Genomic DNA, 15,375 nt, shown 5'->3' on the forward strand with positions numbered 1-15,375 from the left:
TTCTTTTCGGTCACTTGATTGACCGCTTGGATTTTGAATTCTTCGGGATAACGTGGGTTGCTCATGGCACCTCCTGATTGGCCTCAGTTTAAGGCAAAGAGGTGTCTACGAAACCCAGGGCGATTCATACAGAGGTTCTGGACGAGTTTCGTGATCATTTCAACCGGTCGATTTCTCAGCAGGAGAAATCGATCAAAGAGTATTTCAAGGCAGCAACCGCGAGCGATTTCGAGTCCAGAGATGATTATGAAGACTACTTGTCTTCGTTGCATGATGACTTCTTGCAGTCTGATGATGTGCGAAGTCTCGGAGAAGAGCTTGCAATTGTCGGGCTTCACCGATTGGTGGAAATCAAGACCGGAAAGGTCTTGAAGGGGACATTTCCAAACCTCCCGGACAAGAAGAAGCAGGATCTTATTGCAGGCAAGCCTGGAGTGATCGACTGTCCAAGTCTGGCTGGTTTTGCAGCCGCACATGAACTGCGGTTGATCAACAATTGTGTGAAGCACAATAATTCCATCGTCGATGAAAAACTGGCGATTGCCTTTCCGTCGTGGAGCAAGGGCGACCCTCTAAAGAATCTAGGCACCCACTATTCGCATCTGAAGGTCGGTGTTACCGAGTACATCAAGGCATTTGTTACAGAAGCCCATGCCAAAACAACCGAGTTTTCTTCTGTACCTTAATCTGCTCAGCATCCACAGGCGGATCTCCCTGATCCGCCTACATGATCCCCCGTCAAACCCTCTCCACCACCCCAACCCCCTCCAGATCTCTCACCAACGGCAACACCCGCTTCCCAAAATACTCAACCTCTTCCTGAAAATGCAGAAACGCTGACAGCACCAGATCCACGCCTATTTCTTTCAGCGCGACGATACGTTCGGCAATCTGTTGGGGTGTACCAATAAGGTTGGTCTTGAAACCATCGTTGTACTGCACCAGATCGGCGAACGATGATTTGGCCCAGTTGCCTTCTCCTTCGGGGCTTGCCTTACCTGCCTGTTTTGCGGCATCGCCGAAGGCATTCACGGCTTGCGGGTCGGCTTTGTCGATGATTTCCTGTAATACCGCTCGCGCTTCTTGCTCGGTGTCACGGGCGATGATGAAGGCGTTGACGCCGATCTTCACTGAATGCCCGTTGGCTGCGGCCTTTGCCCGAATATCGTCGACCTGCGCCTTGATGCCTTCCAGGGTGTTGCCGTTGGTGAAATACCAGTCCGATACTCGTGCAGCCATGTCGCGTGCTGCCCGGGAACTGCCGCCTTGAAATATCTCGGGATGCGGACGCTGAATGGGTTTTGGCCGCAAGGTGTAGTCATGAAAGCGATAGAAGTCGCCCTTGAAGGTGAAGTTGTCGGTGGTCCAGATTCCTTTCAGCGCCTGGATGAACTCCTCCGAACGCCGGTAACGTTCGTCATGTTCCAGCCACGGTTCCCCAATGGCCTGAAACTCACCCTTGAACCAGCCGCTGACAATATTCACGGCAACCCTTCCGGCCGTGAGCTGGTCGATGGTCGCCAACTGTTTGGCTGCCACCGACGGCGTCCAGGGACCTGGCAAGATGGCCGCGATCACTTTCAATCTTTCGGTGGAAGCCAGTAGTGCGTGACTGAATGCCACCGACTCATGCTGATTTTCCGCACCGTATCCGGCGGTAAAGCGGATCTGCGTCAGTGCGTATTCAAAGCCTGATTGCTCCGCGATTTGCGCGAGTTTGCGGTTGTAGTCGATATCCCAACTGGTGCGTTGTTCGATCTTGCTGACAACGAGCCCGCCGCTGACGTTAGGAACCCAGTAGGCGAACTTGATAGGCAAGTGGCTCATGATATATCTCCGAAAACGGCGAAGTGGATTGCCGTTTCAACAGTGCAGCATGTGTGCCACTGAGAATTGTCATGAATTACAGTGACTTACGACTCACTGAAAATCTGGCCACTGATCTCTTTCAAATATAAATGCTGATGAGATGTTGCTGAGCAGACAGTCCAATAATGGCTAAATAGCCTCTATTCCCCACCCGGATCAGGCGTCAGCCTTTCCAGTTGCGGGCACGCCCATTCCACAAAGGCCCTCACTCGTGGCGATAGCTGCAAGGAGTGCGGGTAGACCAGCTGGATCGGTAAATCCATAGGCTCAAAATCCCGAAGAATCCTGACCAGTCGACCATCAGCCAGTTCATCCGCCACTTGGTAATGCATCAACCGGGTAATTCCCACGCCCTGCACACAGGCCTGGCTGGCAGCTCGAACCTGATTGCAGACCAGTCTCGGTACGATGTCTTCAACCAGTTCTTTTTCCTTGTGACGGAAGTACCAGTGTTTTCCCTGGAAGGCCAGGGTGATGCAGGAATGCTCCCGCAGCGATTGTGGGCTAGCGATGGCGGGAGCGGCATGCAGGTAATCCGGGCTGGCGCAGGTGACGAGCCGGGTTGTGCCGACCTTGCGCGCCACCATGGCCGAGTCGGGAAGATGGCCGATGCGCAGGGCCAGGTCGAGGCGTTCATCAAGCAAGGGGATGACCTGGTCGCTCAGGCTCAACTCGGCTGCCATTTCCCCATGATCCTTGAGAAATGCATTCACCAGCGGTGCCAGGTAGCGTTGCCCGAACTCTACGGGGGCTGTCACCCGAAGCAAGCCGCGGGCGATGCCATCGCGAGCTTCCAGCCGTTGCTCCATGTCAGCGAAGTCCGCGAGCATGCGGCGGCTCCAGGCCAGATATTCTTCGCCTTCATCCGTCAGGGCCATGCGTCGGGTGCTGCGGTTCAATAACCGGACCCCCAGATAGCGCTCCAGAGCTGCCAGCGAGCGGACAAGGGAAGCGACCGATTGTCCAGTCACATCCGCCGCCGAACTCAGACTGCCACTGTCGACGATCCGAACGAAATTGGCCATTGCCTTGAGCCTGTCCATTGCCACCTTTCGATTTGTGCGATTACTGCATAGGTCTTGTCAGGTCCGCGGCATAGGTGAAACACGCAGTCCGGTGGAAACTTCAGGGATTGTTTTCAGCCGGAGTCGCAACCCATGAGCCAACGACCAAATCCCGCCCGGATTCTCGCATACGATCACATCGGAATTCGTGTCAGCGACCAGAATCGGTCGATGTCTTTTTATCAGGCACTCGGATTCAAGGAGACCGCACGTTTTCCGCTGTACGAAGCCAACGAAATGCTCAGCCCGGACGGCGTTCGTATCAATCTGATCTTCAACGGTGCTCGCGTCCCCGACTCTCACAACGTCCTGCTGGATGCTCCGGTGAAGCTTCCCGGCATGACGCACCCTGCCTTTATTGTCGATGACCTCCAGGTATTTCAGGCCTGGCTGGGCGAGCAGGGGATCGTGATCACTCAGGGGCCGCATCACATCGGTCCCAGAAGAATCGCGCTTTTTATCCGCGACCCCGATGGCAATGTTCTTGAATTCAATCAACTCGTCGATGGAGAAGCGAAATGAAACTGTACGACCTAGATGTATCTGGAAACTGCTACAAAGTGAGGCTTTTTGCTGCTCTGGCCAATATCGGGCTTGAAGTGGTTACAGTCGATTTTCTGGGCGGAGAACACAAGAAGCCGCCGCTTTCAGACATGAATCCTCTTGCTCAGCTACCGGTTCTGGAGGACGGTTCATACGTCATCCGCGACTCGCAGGCCATTCTGGTTTATCTCGCTGGCCAATACGGTGGTCTGGCCTGGTGGCCGGCTCATCCGCAAGGTCAGGCCGATATTGTCCAGTGGCTCTCGTTTGCCTCCAACGAGGTTCAGCACAGCCTTTGCGCTGCGCGACTGGTGCAGAAGTTTGGTGCGGAGCTGGACAAGGCGCAGGCTCTGGCGAAAGCGACCGTTGCCCTCTCGATACTCGACAGACACCTGGAAAACCACGACTGGCTTGCAATCGGCCGTCCCTCGATTGCCGATTGCGCGGTATACCCCTATGTCGTGCTTGCCCCTGAAGGCGGTGTGGATCTTGAACCCTATGTAAATGTTGCACGCTGGATCAAGCGGGTAGAGGCATTGCCAGGTTATCTGCCCAAGCCTTGAGCGGGTGTGCTTTGCAGTGCCTTTTCGAGAAACTCGATAAACGCCCGCACCTTTGTATTCAACGCCGAGCGCTCGGCAACGCACGCATAGATATCCATCGGCTCTGACTCTGCACTGGCAACGTTGCGGCTGTCAGGCTCGAACAGCGGCAGCAGGCGGCCGCTGTCGAGGTGCGGTTGGGCGATGAAGCTGGCGAGGCGGGCGATGCCGCCGCCATTGACGGCGATCTGCGCGAGCATGTCGATGTCGTCGCAGACAAAGCCGGGATTGACCTTCGCTTCGACACGTTTGCCGTTGACCATGAAGTTCCAGGGCAGGAAGCGCCCGTCGGTTGGGTAGCGAAAGACCAGACAGGCATGTTGTTTCAGGTCTTCGATAGTGGTGGGCACGCCTGCATGATCGAGATAGGCGGGCGATGCACAGAACACGAACGGGCGCGAAGCGATGCGTCGGGCAACCAGCCCATCGCTCAGTTGCGCCTCGATGCGGATACTGACGTCGACACCTTCCAGGCGATGGTCGACGCGCCGGTCTGTGCTGATCAGCTCAATATCGATACGCGGATGTGCGGCTTTGAACGCAGGTATCAGCGGCGCAAGGACGTGGCGGCCAAATGCAGCGGTGGTGGCGATACACAGCGGCCCTTGAGGCTCGGTGGTGATGGTCGCGGCGTGTGAAGCAAGATCGATATCACGGGGGATGTGGCGGACCTTCTCGAAATAGCGCATGCCGCTTTCGGTCAGCGCCATCCTGCGGGTGGTGCGCGAAAGCAGGCGCACGCCCAAATGGTTTTCAAGCCGCGTGATGCTCTGGCTGACGGCGGCTGCGCTCATCCCCTGGGCTCGGGCTGCCGCCGCGATGCTGCCGGTTTCTACCACGCGGATGAAACTGTTTATCAAACCCAGAATGTCCATTGGATACTTGTCATTCCATTCGTTGGTTTTATTTAATAATGATTCAAGTGCAGCACCTCTACTGGTGCGTATAACCGATTGTTAGCTTAACCGCTCTTCCACTACTCAAGGTTGACGAGGGTTAATCGATGACTGCCAGAACCAACAGCAATACTGCCCGATTTCGCTTCCCAAGCCGGGCGACGCCTTATGTGTTTGCCTTCTATATGGCAACCATCATGGCGTTTCTCATGTGCCTCGTGATCACCCTCGCTGAATTCGGCATTGACGAACATTACATGGAAAATGTGATGAGTGCGTATCGCGTTGCAATGCCCTCTGCCTTCTTTTGTGTGATCGTCGTGCGTCCGATTGTTGCTCGGCTGGTCGCCTGGACCGTGCATGGTCATTGAGTAAATGCTCACGAAGCAACTTTCGCTCAGCGCAAGGCTTGGGTATTCTCGGCGCTGGCCGATGCTGCCCGCCGCTCGCTCCCGAAGGGAAGGTGAAAGCATTTCTTCATGTTCCGAACCCTTTCGTATTTCTCTACGGTCGAGTTTTGGCAACGCGAGCACCAGAATGCCTCGACTTCAGGAGGAACGATGTTTTCAATCGAGCAAGCCAAGCAGATGGCCAAGAGGCTGCGCGCCTCGCTGGCGGTGGGCAATCAAGAGCTGTCTCATTCGGCTGCACTTGAACTGGTCGCGCAGCAACTGGGTTACAAGGACTGGAACACGGCTTCGGCGCTACTCGCGCAGAGCACTCCCCAGCCTGCCATTACTTTCGAGAAGCCCATCCCGATATTGCGGATGTTCGACGAAGCCAAGGCTCGCGAGTTCTACCTTGATTTCCTGGGTTTCAGTGTCGAATTCGAGCACCGATTCGAGGCGGACCTGCCACTTTACCTGGGCATCAGCCGGGATGGTCTGCAGCTTCACCTTTCCGAGCATCATGGCGATGCAAGCCCCGGCGCGACGATTTTTGTCCCCATGCACAATATCGAACGGCTTCGCGATGAATTACTTGCCAAGCGTTACGGATATGGTCGCCCGGATATTGTCGAGCAGGGCTGGGGGAAGGTTCTGGAAATACACGATCCGTTCGGTAACCGGATTCGTTTTTGTCAGAGTTGATATCGCCGGGTCACTCAGGCTGGCCCGCAAGCCGTTCGGATAGAAAGTCGATCAATGTCCTCAGCGCATGGGGCATGCGCTGACGTGACAGGTATACGGCATGGATGCCAAGCGTTTCGACCCGGGATTCGGGGAAGAGCCGGGTCAGGCGTTTCTCTCGAATGGCTTGTTCGGCCGCGAAGTGCGGCAGCATCGCGATGCCGGTTCCACTCAAGGCAGCACGCACAATGATGGATGCTTCGTTGGTGCTGAAATTACCGGTGACCGGCACCACGATGTTTTCGCCATTCACGTTGAAATGCCAGAGGTTGCGACCGTAATACGCATAGGTCAGGCAGTTATGAACCTGCAGGTCTCGCACGTCGCCCGGAGCACCGTATTTCTCCAGATAAGCCGGGCTGGCGCAGATGAATGAGCGTACCTGGCCCAGCTTTTTCGCGATCACGTTCGGGTCGAGGTGATTGGTCACCCGAATTGCCAGATCGACCCCGTCCTCAGCCAGGTTGGTAGTGCGATCCACGATCTGCAGATCAATGGTTACAGCAGGATAAAGCTGAAGAAACTCCATCAGCGCGTCGGTCAGGCAGTATTCCGCGAAGATTGAAGACGCTGTGACACGCAGTAACCCCTTTGGGGCGTTTTCCGTTTGTGTTGCCAGTGTGCTTACGTCCAGCGACAAGGCCACCAGGTTTTTGCAGGTGGGCAGCAGTTGTTCTCCTGCGGCGGTCAGGCTGAGTTTGCGTGTGGTCCTGTGCAGCAAGCGCGCTTCGGCCCATTCTTCCATCACGCCGATATAGCGAGTCGCCATGGCGCGGGACATGCCCAAGTGCATTGCTGCCGCCGAGATGCTGCCGCGTGCCACTGTTTCCAGAAATACCTTCGCTGCGGTTAGTCGATCCATATGCTCAATCTGTGCAACAAAGCGTCAACTATAAGCCTGTATATCTCCGTTTTGTAACTCAATAAAGTACAGCGACTCTCTTCGTGCCAGGCCATCGGCATCTTCCTCTGGCACTGCTGAGCCCCATTCAAGGAAACGCCCATGTCTGTGCCCACCGACAAGACCTTGCGATTGCTATTCCCGCAATGGCAGGGCGGTAACAACCCTCCTTACCATTTCGGCTCTCGGCTTCTGGCCTGGCTGGCTCCGGAACACCGCGGTCCGGTCGAGGAGGTGCCTGTTGTGGAGCCGCACGAATCGCCGCTGCCGCTTGAAGACGGGATTGTTGGCCGCAACGCACTGCTTGATCAGTTGCACGCTGCACGAGCATTGATCGACAAACATCAACCTGATCGTCTTGTTGTATTGGGTGGCGACTGCCTTGTGGATCTGGCGCCTTTTGCCTATCTGAATGAGCGTTACGCGGGTGACCTGGCGGTGCTTTGGGTCGATGCCCATCCGGATATCATGACACCGCAACAGTTCCCCCATGCTCACGCGATGGTGCTCGGTAACCTGCTGGGCAACGGGGACCCTGACTTCGTCAAAGCGGTAGCCCGTCCCGTCAAGCCCGGTAATGTCATGTATGTTGGCCTGCATGACCCGAGCGAATGGGAAGCCGCCGAGATGCAGCGGCTGGGGCTGCAAAATGTTGGCCCCGAGCAACTGGCTCGACAAGGCAGCCAGCCTGTCATCGAGTGGTTTGAATCCACTGGCGCAAAGCACCTGGCAATCCACTTTGATCTTGACGCTCTGGACCCTGCCTTTTTTCGGGCTCTGCTGTTCGCCAGGCCTGACATTGCAGCGGGAACCTTCGATGGCGTTGCGCAGGGCGAACTGACGATCGAACAGGTCGTTCAGTTGCTGGGGGAAATGGCTGAAGTAGCTGATGTGGTGGGGCTGGGTATTGCCGAGCACCTGCCATGGGATGCGTTGGCCATGAAAAACATGCTTGCCAGGTTGCCATTGATTGGCAAGCCAGCCTGAATATATGGAAACAAGGAGTCACGCCTTATCGGCCTGACTCCCTGTTTTTCTGCAAAGGCTTACGCCAACTGTTTCAGCAAAGCCTTGGCGACGGCTTCAGAGCTGGCAGGGTTCTGGCCAGTCACCAGTTTGCCGTCTTCGACCAGGTAGGGCTGCCAGTCGGGGCCTTTTTCATAGAGGCCGCCCAGTGCGATGAACTCGTCCTCGATAAGGAAGGGAACGACATCGGTCAGTTCTACCGCTTCTTCCTCGCCATTGGTGAAGCCGGTGACGCGACGGCCTTTGATCAACGGCTCGCCATTGGCGGCCTTGACGTGACGCAAGACGCCCGGCGCATGGCAGACGAAACCGATTGGCTTGTTGGCGCGCTCAAAGGATTCGATCAGTTCGATGGAACGCTTCGACTCTGCCAGGTCCCAGAGCGGGCCGTGGCCGCCTGGATAGAAAACCGTGTCGAAATCCTGCTGGCTGACGCTGTCCAGTTTGACGGTGGTCGCCAGTACTTTTTGCGCGGCCGGGTCAGCCTTGAAGCGCTGGGTCAGTTCGGTCTGGAAGTCCGGCAGGTCGCTTTTCGGGTCCAGAGGCGGTTGACCACCGGCAGGCGAGGCCACGACTATTTCAGCGCCGGCATCCTTGAAGGTGTAATAAGGGGCTGCGAACTCTTCGAGCCAGAAGCCGGTTTTCTTGCCGGTGTTGCCCAGTTGATCGTGAGAGGTCAGTACCATCAATACTTTCATTGCAGTTTCCTCGTAATGTCCATGAGTCAGGTGAGGCACAGGCGGTCGGGTTGACTGCCTGCGCATTATCTTCATTGCAAGTGACGGTCAGCCTTTCAGGAAGGCTTCGAGCGGTGCCGATTTATCGCCATAAGGTGCGCGCAGTCGCAGGTTTGAAGCGCCATCTTCGCTCTGTATAACGACGGGTTTTGCATGGGTAAAACGTCTGAAACCGTGAACGCCATGGTAAGCGCCGATACCGGATGCTCCTACGCCACCAAACGGCAGGGTATCGATGGACACGTGGCTCATCACATCGTTGACCACCAGAGCGCCTGAAGTGGTTTGGATTGCAAAGGCGTGTTGTCGTTCGCTGTCATTGCCGAAGTAATAGGCAGCGAGCGGGCGCGGATTGGCATTGATATAGGCCACTGGCTCAGCCCTGTCGGTGTAGGTCTTGATTGGCAGCAGCGGGCCGAAAATCTCTTCCTGCATGACCTGCATGTTATCGTTCACATCCAGCAGCAGATGAGGCGCAATCTTGCGTGACTTGGCGTCGAAGCCCGGTTCGCCTTCCGGCGCCAGATTGACGATCGTTGCACCTTTGTTACGTGCATCATCGATCAGGCCCACGAGTCGTTCATAGTGGCGCTGGCTGATGATGGAGGTGTATTCCTGATTTTTCTGGATGCTCGGGAAACTGCTGGCAACGAAGCGCTTGCTGGCATCGGTCAGTGTCTCGACCTTCGACTTCGGAATCATCATGTAATCCGGCGCCAGGCATATCTGGCCCGCATTGAATGTCTTGATCGTCAGGGTGCGCTCTATTGCCGTGCGGATATCGAAGTCCTCATCCACGACGACCGGCGACTTGCCGCCCAGTTCGAGGGTGACGGGGACCAGGTTTTCAGCCGCTGCCCGCATCACATGACGTCCCACCGTGGTGCTGCCGGTAAAGACCAGATGATCGAAAGGCAGCCCGCTGAACGATGCGCCAACATTCGCATCTCCCAATACCACCGCCAGTTCCAGAGGGTCGAAATAACCTGCGATCAGTTCTGCCAGTAGTTCCGATGTTCTGGGCGTCAGCTCGGATGGCTTGAGCATGGCGGTATTGCCAGCTGCAAATACACCTGCGAGCGGGCCGAAGGCCAGGTTGATCGGGAAGTTCCAGGGGCTGATCACACCGACCACACCCAGAGGTTGCTGCTGGATCCAGGCCTGCATGCCGGGTGCCGGGTCTGCAACCTGTTCAGGTTTCATCCACTCAGCCACATGCTCGGCAGAATGCTGAAGCATTTTTACCGTCATGACAGTATCTGCCATCAGAGACTGATAGAGGCTGCGATTGCCGAAGTCTGCATTGATGGCTTTGCCAATGACTTCATGGTTATCGCTGAGCAGTCTGGCACCACGGATCAGTCGGTCCTGGCGCAGTTTTGCATCCGCCGGGCCTGCTGCTGTGTGGGCACGTTTCATGTTCAGCAGAAGGGCTTTCAATTCTTTGGTATCTGGCTGGAAAGGCATGGCCTTTGCTCCTGAGCTATTGACGTTATGTGGATGATGTTGAGCGGAACATGCAGATCGACCGAAAGAGGTCAGGTTGATCTGCTATAAAATTTTGTTCGGCAAAAAGTCATTCGTTTCGTCGTTCATGAGCGCTTTTCTCAAGCGATGTGGCTATCTTATGAGGGCCAAGGCCTGATGTATAACAACGGCTTTTTTGTGCAGTCATAAAATAATTTATGGGATATGTATGTCTCTTGTTCGTTTGAGGACCTTTATCGAGGTTTACCGACAGCGTTCGATCAGCGGTGCGGCGCGGACCTTGAGCCTGACGCAGCCAGCGGTGTCGCAGCACATTTCGGGGCTTGAGGCTGCGATAGGCAGGAGCCTGTTCGAGCGTCAGTCGCGGGGCGTCGAACCTACGTCCGCAGCGGACGAACTGGCAGCGGATATCGGAGACAAGCTCGATGCAGCCGAAGCCGCGCTGTCATCGGCAAGAGCGCGTTCGGTGGAGTTGGCGGGGGCGTTGCAAATCATCGGGCACGCTGACGTTCTGGCTGAAGTGGTGGCCAGACAATTGCTGCCTCTGCTGGAGGTCGGCATTCGCATCAGGATGCAGAGCGGAAACCAGGAATCGATCACGCATATGCTGATCGAAGGTCACTGCGATCTCGGGATCTCTGCCGCACCCCCCAATAATAAGCGCCTGCGCAGTGAGCTGATGTTTGTCGATGACGTCCTGGCGGTGGCGGCACCGTCCGTGGTTCAGCGTTTGACTCGTGCGCCGGATTTCAATGAAGCGTTGCTGGGTGAGCCGGTACTTGCCTATAACCTGGACCTGCCGCTCATCGATGGCTGGCTGGAAGTGAACAGGATAGAAGCACCCAATCTGATGCCGGCGATGGTAGGCCAGGACTTGCGTACTTTATGCAGTCTGCTCAAGGAGGGATTTGGCTGGAGTGCGTTGCCGGCTTATTTATGCCGCCCTTACATTGAACGCGGCGAGCTTCTGGAAATACCGGCTCCGGTTGGCCCGGCCAGTCGTGAGTATTATTTGCTGTGGATTCCCAGCGCCTTGCGTCAGCCACGTGTGGCACATGCACGACAGTCCTTGTTGTGGCGGTTGCGGGCTGACCGTCAAAGCGCTGAGGGTGAGTGAGCCGGTCGCTTTCGAGCAATTAATTGCCCGGCGACCAGCGTTTTCAAGATTTGGTGAGCTTACATCCGGAACTGCAACACCAACTGATTAAGGCCGACTGCCAGCTGCGACAGCTCTCCGCTGGCTGCCGAAGTCTGGTTTGCACCTGTAGCGTTCTGGGCTGAAAGGTCTCGAATGCTGGTCAGGTTGCGATCCACTTCACGGGCCACTTGCGCTTGTTGTTCCGTGGCTGAGGCGATGCTGGTGTTGCGCTCGTTGATCTGCACAATCGCTGCGGTGATTTCCACCAGTGCGTGGCCCGCTGCCTGTGCGACGTCGAGGCTGGTACGAGCCCGTTCGCTGCTGTGGCCCATTGCGCTGACGGCCTTGCTTGCACCGCCCTGAATGGACGCGATCATTTTCTCGATCTCGGCAGTCGACTGTTGGGTGCGGTGAGCCAGTGCTCGTACCTCATCGGCAACCACCGCAAAGCCACGACCTGCTTCACCGGCCCGAGCCGCTTCGATTGCTGCGTTCAAGGCCAGCAGGTTGGTCTGATCGGCGATACCCCGGATGACATCCAGAACCCCGCTGATGCTTTGCACCTCGACAGCCAGACCATCGATTTCAATGGCGGTAGCGCCGACCGATTCGTGCAGCTCGTTGATCACGCTGACAGTCTCGTCTACACGTTTACGGCCATTTTCTGCCGACTTGCTGGATTCCTGTGCGGCGGTGGAGGCCATGATGGCGTTACGCGCCACTTCTTCAACCGCTGCGCTCATCTGATTGATTGCGGTGGCGGCCTGATTGATTTCATCGTTCTGGCGTTGAACGCCGCGCAGGGAATCTTCGGTCACGGCCGTCAATTCTTCGGACGTGGAAGCCAGTTGATTGGATGAGTTACCCAACTCACTCAGCGTGCGTCGCAGGTTCTGCTGCATGATCGAGAGGGCGGCCAGCAAGCGTCCCGGCTCATCCTTGCCGTCGGCTGCAATGGGTTTGCTGAGGTCATTGACCGCAATCTGTTCGGCCACCGCCAATGCCTTGGCAATCGGTGCCGTCAGGCTGCGGGTAAATATGCCGGCCAATGCCAGCGTCGCGGCGAGCGCGACAAGAATGGCAATGATCGTGACATTGCGAGCCTGGGCATAGGTCTTGTCGGCGGCGACATCGGATTCTGCGACCTTCAAGTCTGACAGGCGGGAAATCTCAGCGATGTCCTTGGCCAACAGATCGGCTGCCAGGGTCATTTCACCCGTCGGTTGGGTCAGCGCGGTGATGATGTCCTCGCGTTTTTGCGTCATGGCCTCCAGGTACCGCGAGTGTATGGCCAGATAGTTGTTCAGATTGCGGGACATGCTGTCGTATGTCTTCTTGCCTTCATCGGTGACCAGCAAGGACTGTAATTTGCGGACATCGGCTTCAAGGCTGCTACGAGCCTGAACGACACGCTGTTGGGCTGCATTGGTCGCGGTGGCGTCCTGTGCCAGGCGCAGACCGCTGTTGCCAAGTCGAATGGTCAAAAGATCGCTTTTGATCTGATCGACTGCCTGAACCGTTGGCAATACGTTGTCTTGCAGTGTTTCCCGGGACTCTTTCAAGTCAGATGATTGCAGCAGTGAGAAGAGTCCCAGTGCTGTAACCAACAATGCAAAAAAGCCGAAGCAAAGCAACGACCGTGGGGCGATGTTGAGGTTTCTGAGAGTCATGGGAAGTGCCGTCGATAGGGAGTTGACAGTCTGAAACTATCGACCTAAAGCGGTTCAGCTTTAGAAAGTTGCCGATATTTGCTGGAATCAAGTCGCAGAATCGACAGTCTGCTGCGGTTATGATGATGCACTGCCTGTATCACTTGGTAATGGAAAGATCGGCTGGAGGGAGCGCATTGACGACTTCGAATAAAGTGAGTGGCAGCGATGAGTGATTGCTGGACGGTTCTGTCACTGCCTGATGACGCCGACGAGCGCAGCATCAAGCGGCAGTATGCGCGGCTGCTTAAAAGCAATCGTCCTGATGACGATGCCGAGGGCTTTCAGCGCCTGCGCGATGCTTATGAGCAGGCTTTGCATATTGCTCGCTATCGGGACGAAAGCGATGAGGTTGCCGAACTGCCTGATCAGGTGGCGCCAGCCAGGCATGATGCATCGCCGTCATGGCGGGTGCTGGTTGATCAAACAACAGTCGATAATCTGCCTGAGCACTATCTTCAGGCTCAGGCACTGGGTTGTGCGCAAGATTTTGAGCAAGAACTGTTGCTGCGTTGCCTTGCCGATCCTGAGGGTGAGGTCAGTCTGCTCCGGGCCGCGACTAGGCAGTTGAACTGGCTCACTCCATGGCAACAAGCGCCTATGAATGGTGATCAGGCTGTCTGGTTGACCCAGGCATTGCTCGACTCCCATCAGTCGCAGTTGCAGGCTCGACTACAGGTCGAAGATACAGAGGCCTTCATTGATGAGTTGCAGGCGTTGCGTCAACAGCCCTGGCTGGCGTCGCTGGAGCGCAGTGAGCATTTGCAGCGTTGGGTCATGATCCTGCTGCACAACACAACCGGCTGGAACTCTGCCTTGTTCGAGCAGGTTTGTTCCCTGTTTGGCTGGGATGCGAAGCAAGACCTGCACCCGGAGCCTGCCTTTATCTGGCAGCGCTTGCTTGATCGCGTTGAAAAGGATGATTTTGTCCGACATCTGCAGCGTCTGCTCAGTAAAAAGCCGTTCAGTGCCGAGGGGCGTGCCGTGCATTTATTGCTGGGTGCTTATAGTCCTGTTGAGCGCAGGCGAATGGCCAGGGCTGAAGATGACAATGTACGTGTTATCTGCAAACGGCTTGTCGAGCAAATGACGCTGCGATATCCCGGTGTTCTAGAAGCCTTTCCCGATGCCGACCTTGAATGCTGGAAGCGGGCGCATGAGCCTTTTTCTCCTGAGGCCAGACGCTGGCTGGGGCTTGCGGCCTTGCCTGTAGTTTTGCTGTTCGGCCTTTCGCTGTATTTCCAGCCGGATCAGGATCTGTGGTTTCTGATTCTGTATCCCTTGCTGATGGTTCCTGGCCTTATGGCGTACATGTATATATGGCGTCCGCTCTGCGAGGTTGTTGCGACACTGGATGAATGGCTGAGCCTTCGTCTTCTGCCTGATGTCATCAGCGGGCCGACCGCGAACGCCAAGGTGGTGCAGCACGCACTGCCGCTTGCTGTCATGGGCGGGGTGATGGGGTGGAAAGGCGGCGGGCTTGGGTTGGCGCTTCATTGTTCCGTGACTCTGATATGGATAGCGTTCGCCCCTTATCGCTATCCCAGGCCCTATGCCGCCCTGACACGGATGTTCAGAGCCAGGAAAATGATGTTTGGCGGTGTGTTTCTTGGTGCTTTCTTCTGCATGCTGAGTGCTGGCTTCTTCGTCATGTCACAACCTGGAGGTACCAGAGAGCGATCCGCGGCATCTCAAGGCAGTTATCAGTCTGACTGCAACCCGGATAACCTGCGCCGGACGATGTCGCAAGCTTGTCGGGCAGCTCTCGACTCCAATGAGTGTGCTCAGAGCGAGTGGGCGCAGAGAGTGCATATATGTCGCTCGGCTGCGGATATGGCGAAGAAGGCGATGGAAGCTGTTCACCAGAAGTGATCCCGATCTGGGTTGTCTCCGGAGGCGTGGCGGCTTTCTTTATATAAGCATCGGAAGCGGGCTTTCAGATTGATGTAAAAAAGTTGAGATAAGGGGTTTGACAGCTTTCTCAAGTGCTGTATAGTTCGCCTCCCGCTAACGAGCAACGCGAAGTTGATCGAAGCGCAAGTGGTTGAAGTTGCAAAGGAAACTTTGAAAACTTGTTGAAATAACCGCTTGACAGATGCAGAGGACGCTGTAGAATGCGCGCCTCGGTTGAGACGAAAGGCTCAACCCACCGCTCTTTAACAACTGAATCAAGCAATTCGTGTGGGTGCTTGTGGTGTAAGACTGAAGTCAACAGATTATCAGCAACGCAAGTTACTCCGCGAGAAATCAAAGATGTAGCCAATGATTGCTG

At 55.9% G+C, this 15,375-nt stretch carries 15 protein-coding genes; 8 read left to right on the top strand and 7 right to left on the bottom strand.

Going from position 1 to position 15,375, the window contains the following annotated elements; all coding sequences use genetic code 11:
* The first annotated feature begins 101 nt into the window (after positions 1-101).
* Positions 102-686 carry a hypothetical protein gene (locus Q6A51_RS26955; RefSeq protein WP_304576148.1) on the top strand — a complete coding sequence of 195 codons (585 nt, stop codon included), beginning with the start codon at positions 102-104 and terminating at the stop codon, positions 684-686.
* Positions 687-738: 52 nt separating this feature from the next.
* Here Q6A51_RS26955 and sfnG read toward each other — a convergent pair whose 3' ends face one another.
* Both sfnG and Q6A51_RS26965 read right to left on the bottom strand, forming a co-directional pair.
* Positions 739-1,827: a dimethylsulfone monooxygenase SfnG gene (sfnG, locus tag Q6A51_RS26960; RefSeq protein WP_304576149.1), complete on the bottom strand. Its 1,089-nt coding sequence runs from the start codon at positions 1,825-1,827 to the stop codon at positions 739-741.
* A gap of 182 nt (positions 1,828-2,009) precedes the next feature.
* Complete coding sequence (locus Q6A51_RS26965; RefSeq protein WP_304576150.1) at positions 2,010-2,912, bottom strand: LysR family transcriptional regulator; 903 nt, start codon at positions 2,910-2,912, stop codon at positions 2,010-2,012.
* 114 nt (positions 2,913-3,026) lie between these two features.
* Here Q6A51_RS26965 and Q6A51_RS26970 point away from each other — a divergent pair, with 114 nt between their 5' ends.
* Positions 3,027-3,455, top strand: coding sequence for a VOC family protein (locus tag Q6A51_RS26970; protein WP_304576151.1), 429 nt, complete (start codon positions 3,027-3,029; stop codon positions 3,453-3,455).
* Positions 3,452-4,039, top strand: a complete 588-nt coding sequence (locus Q6A51_RS26975) for a glutathione S-transferase family protein (RefSeq protein WP_304576152.1) — start codon at positions 3,452-3,454, stop codon at positions 4,037-4,039. The genes Q6A51_RS26970 and Q6A51_RS26975 overlap by 4 nt, the downstream gene beginning before the upstream one ends.
* Here Q6A51_RS26975 and Q6A51_RS26980 read toward each other — a convergent pair.
* Positions 4,021-4,953: a LysR family transcriptional regulator gene (locus Q6A51_RS26980; RefSeq protein ID WP_304576153.1), complete on the bottom strand. Its 933-nt coding sequence runs from the start codon at positions 4,951-4,953 to the stop codon at positions 4,021-4,023. The genes Q6A51_RS26975 and Q6A51_RS26980 overlap by 19 nt on opposite strands.
* A 128-nt stretch (positions 4,954-5,081) precedes the next feature.
* On the opposite strand from Q6A51_RS26980, the gene Q6A51_RS26985 reads away from it, so the two are divergent.
* Positions 5,082-5,345, top strand: coding sequence for a DUF2798 domain-containing protein (locus tag Q6A51_RS26985; protein WP_304576154.1), 264 nt, complete (start codon positions 5,082-5,084; stop codon positions 5,343-5,345).
* Positions 5,346-5,534: 189 nt separating this feature from the next.
* On the top strand, positions 5,535-6,065 hold the full coding sequence (locus tag Q6A51_RS26990; protein WP_304576155.1) for a glyoxalase superfamily protein: 531 nt from the start codon (positions 5,535-5,537) through the stop codon (positions 6,063-6,065).
* A 10-nt stretch (positions 6,066-6,075) separates the two neighbouring features.
* On the opposite strand, the gene Q6A51_RS26995 is transcribed toward Q6A51_RS26990, so the two are convergent.
* Entirely contained in the window at positions 6,076-6,966 is an 891-nt protein-coding gene (locus Q6A51_RS26995) for a LysR family transcriptional regulator (protein ID WP_304576156.1), read from the bottom strand.
* A 141-nt stretch (positions 6,967-7,107) separates the two neighbouring features.
* On the opposite strand from Q6A51_RS26995, the gene Q6A51_RS27000 reads away from it, so the two are divergent.
* Positions 7,108-7,992: an arginase family protein gene (locus tag Q6A51_RS27000; protein ID WP_304576157.1), complete on the top strand. Its 885-nt coding sequence runs from the start codon at positions 7,108-7,110 to the stop codon at positions 7,990-7,992.
* A gap of 59 nt (positions 7,993-8,051) precedes the next feature.
* Here Q6A51_RS27000 and Q6A51_RS27005 read toward each other — a convergent pair whose 3' ends face one another.
* Together Q6A51_RS27005 and Q6A51_RS27010 are read right to left on the bottom strand one after the other, a co-directional pair.
* Positions 8,052-8,729: a type 1 glutamine amidotransferase domain-containing protein gene (locus Q6A51_RS27005; RefSeq protein ID WP_201017823.1), complete on the bottom strand. Its 678-nt coding sequence runs from the start codon at positions 8,727-8,729 to the stop codon at positions 8,052-8,054.
* Positions 8,730-8,816: 87 nt separating this feature from the next.
* The gene (locus Q6A51_RS27010) at positions 8,817-10,235 is read right to left on the bottom strand and encodes a coniferyl aldehyde dehydrogenase (protein ID WP_304576158.1); all 1,419 of its coding nucleotides are present in this window, start codon (positions 10,233-10,235) and stop codon (positions 8,817-8,819) included.
* A 229-nt stretch (positions 10,236-10,464) separates the two neighbouring features.
* Here Q6A51_RS27010 and Q6A51_RS27015 point away from each other — a divergent pair, with 229 nt between their 5' ends.
* Entirely contained in the window at positions 10,465-11,373 is a 909-nt protein-coding gene (locus Q6A51_RS27015) for a LysR family transcriptional regulator (RefSeq protein WP_201017821.1), read from the top strand.
* 59 nt (positions 11,374-11,432) lie between these two features.
* Here Q6A51_RS27015 and Q6A51_RS27020 read toward each other — a convergent pair whose 3' ends face one another.
* Entirely contained in the window at positions 11,433-13,064 is a 1,632-nt protein-coding gene (locus Q6A51_RS27020; protein WP_201017820.1) for a methyl-accepting chemotaxis protein, read from the bottom strand.
* A 207-nt stretch (positions 13,065-13,271) separates the two neighbouring features.
* Here Q6A51_RS27020 and Q6A51_RS27025 point away from each other — a divergent pair, with 207 nt between their 5' ends.
* Entirely contained in the window at positions 13,272-14,975 is a 1,704-nt protein-coding gene (locus Q6A51_RS27025; protein ID WP_304576159.1) for a J domain-containing protein, read from the top strand.
* Positions 14,976-15,375: the final 400 nt, after the last annotated feature.

Source organism: Pseudomonas serbiensis, assembly GCF_030580745.1.
GTDB classification, from domain to species: domain Bacteria; phylum Pseudomonadota; class Gammaproteobacteria; order Pseudomonadales; family Pseudomonadaceae; genus Aquipseudomonas; species Aquipseudomonas serbiensis.

Excerpts from the sequence above, each read along its gene's own strand:
- Q6A51_RS26980 (WP_304576153.1), bottom strand. The coding sequence starts at position 4,953 with ATGGACATTCTGGGTTTGATAAACAGTTTCATCCGCGTGGTAGAAACC.
- Q6A51_RS27000 (WP_304576157.1), top strand. The coding sequence starts at position 7,108 with ATGTCTGTGCCCACCGACAAGACCTTGCGATTGCTATTCCCGCAATGG.
- Q6A51_RS27015 (WP_201017821.1), top strand. The coding sequence starts at position 10,465 with ATGTCTCTTGTTCGTTTGAGGACCTTTATCGAGGTTTACCGACAGCGT.
- Q6A51_RS26975 (WP_304576152.1), top strand. The coding sequence starts at position 3,452 with ATGAAACTGTACGACCTAGATGTATCTGGAAACTGCTACAAAGTGAGG.
- Q6A51_RS27020 (WP_201017820.1), bottom strand. The coding sequence starts at position 13,064 with ATGACTCTCAGAAACCTCAACATCGCCCCACGGTCGTTGCTTTGCTTC.
- Q6A51_RS26990 (WP_304576155.1), top strand. The coding sequence starts at position 5,535 with ATGTTTTCAATCGAGCAAGCCAAGCAGATGGCCAAGAGGCTGCGCGCC.
- Q6A51_RS26995 (WP_304576156.1), bottom strand. The coding sequence starts at position 6,966 with ATGGATCGACTAACCGCAGCGAAGGTATTTCTGGAAACAGTGGCACGC.
- Q6A51_RS26965 (WP_304576150.1), bottom strand. The coding sequence starts at position 2,912 with ATGGACAGGCTCAAGGCAATGGCCAATTTCGTTCGGATCGTCGACAGT.
- Q6A51_RS26985 (WP_304576154.1), top strand. The coding sequence starts at position 5,082 with ATGACTGCCAGAACCAACAGCAATACTGCCCGATTTCGCTTCCCAAGC.
- Q6A51_RS27010 (WP_304576158.1), bottom strand. The coding sequence starts at position 10,235 with ATGCCTTTCCAGCCAGATACCAAAGAATTGAAAGCCCTTCTGCTGAAC.
- sfnG (WP_304576149.1), bottom strand. The coding sequence starts at position 1,827 with ATGAGCCACTTGCCTATCAAGTTCGCCTACTGGGTTCCTAACGTCAGC.
- Q6A51_RS26970 (WP_304576151.1), top strand. The coding sequence starts at position 3,027 with ATGAGCCAACGACCAAATCCCGCCCGGATTCTCGCATACGATCACATC.
- Q6A51_RS27005 (WP_201017823.1), bottom strand. The coding sequence starts at position 8,729 with ATGAAAGTATTGATGGTACTGACCTCTCACGATCAACTGGGCAACACC.
- Q6A51_RS27025 (WP_304576159.1), top strand. The coding sequence starts at position 13,272 with ATGAGTGATTGCTGGACGGTTCTGTCACTGCCTGATGACGCCGACGAG.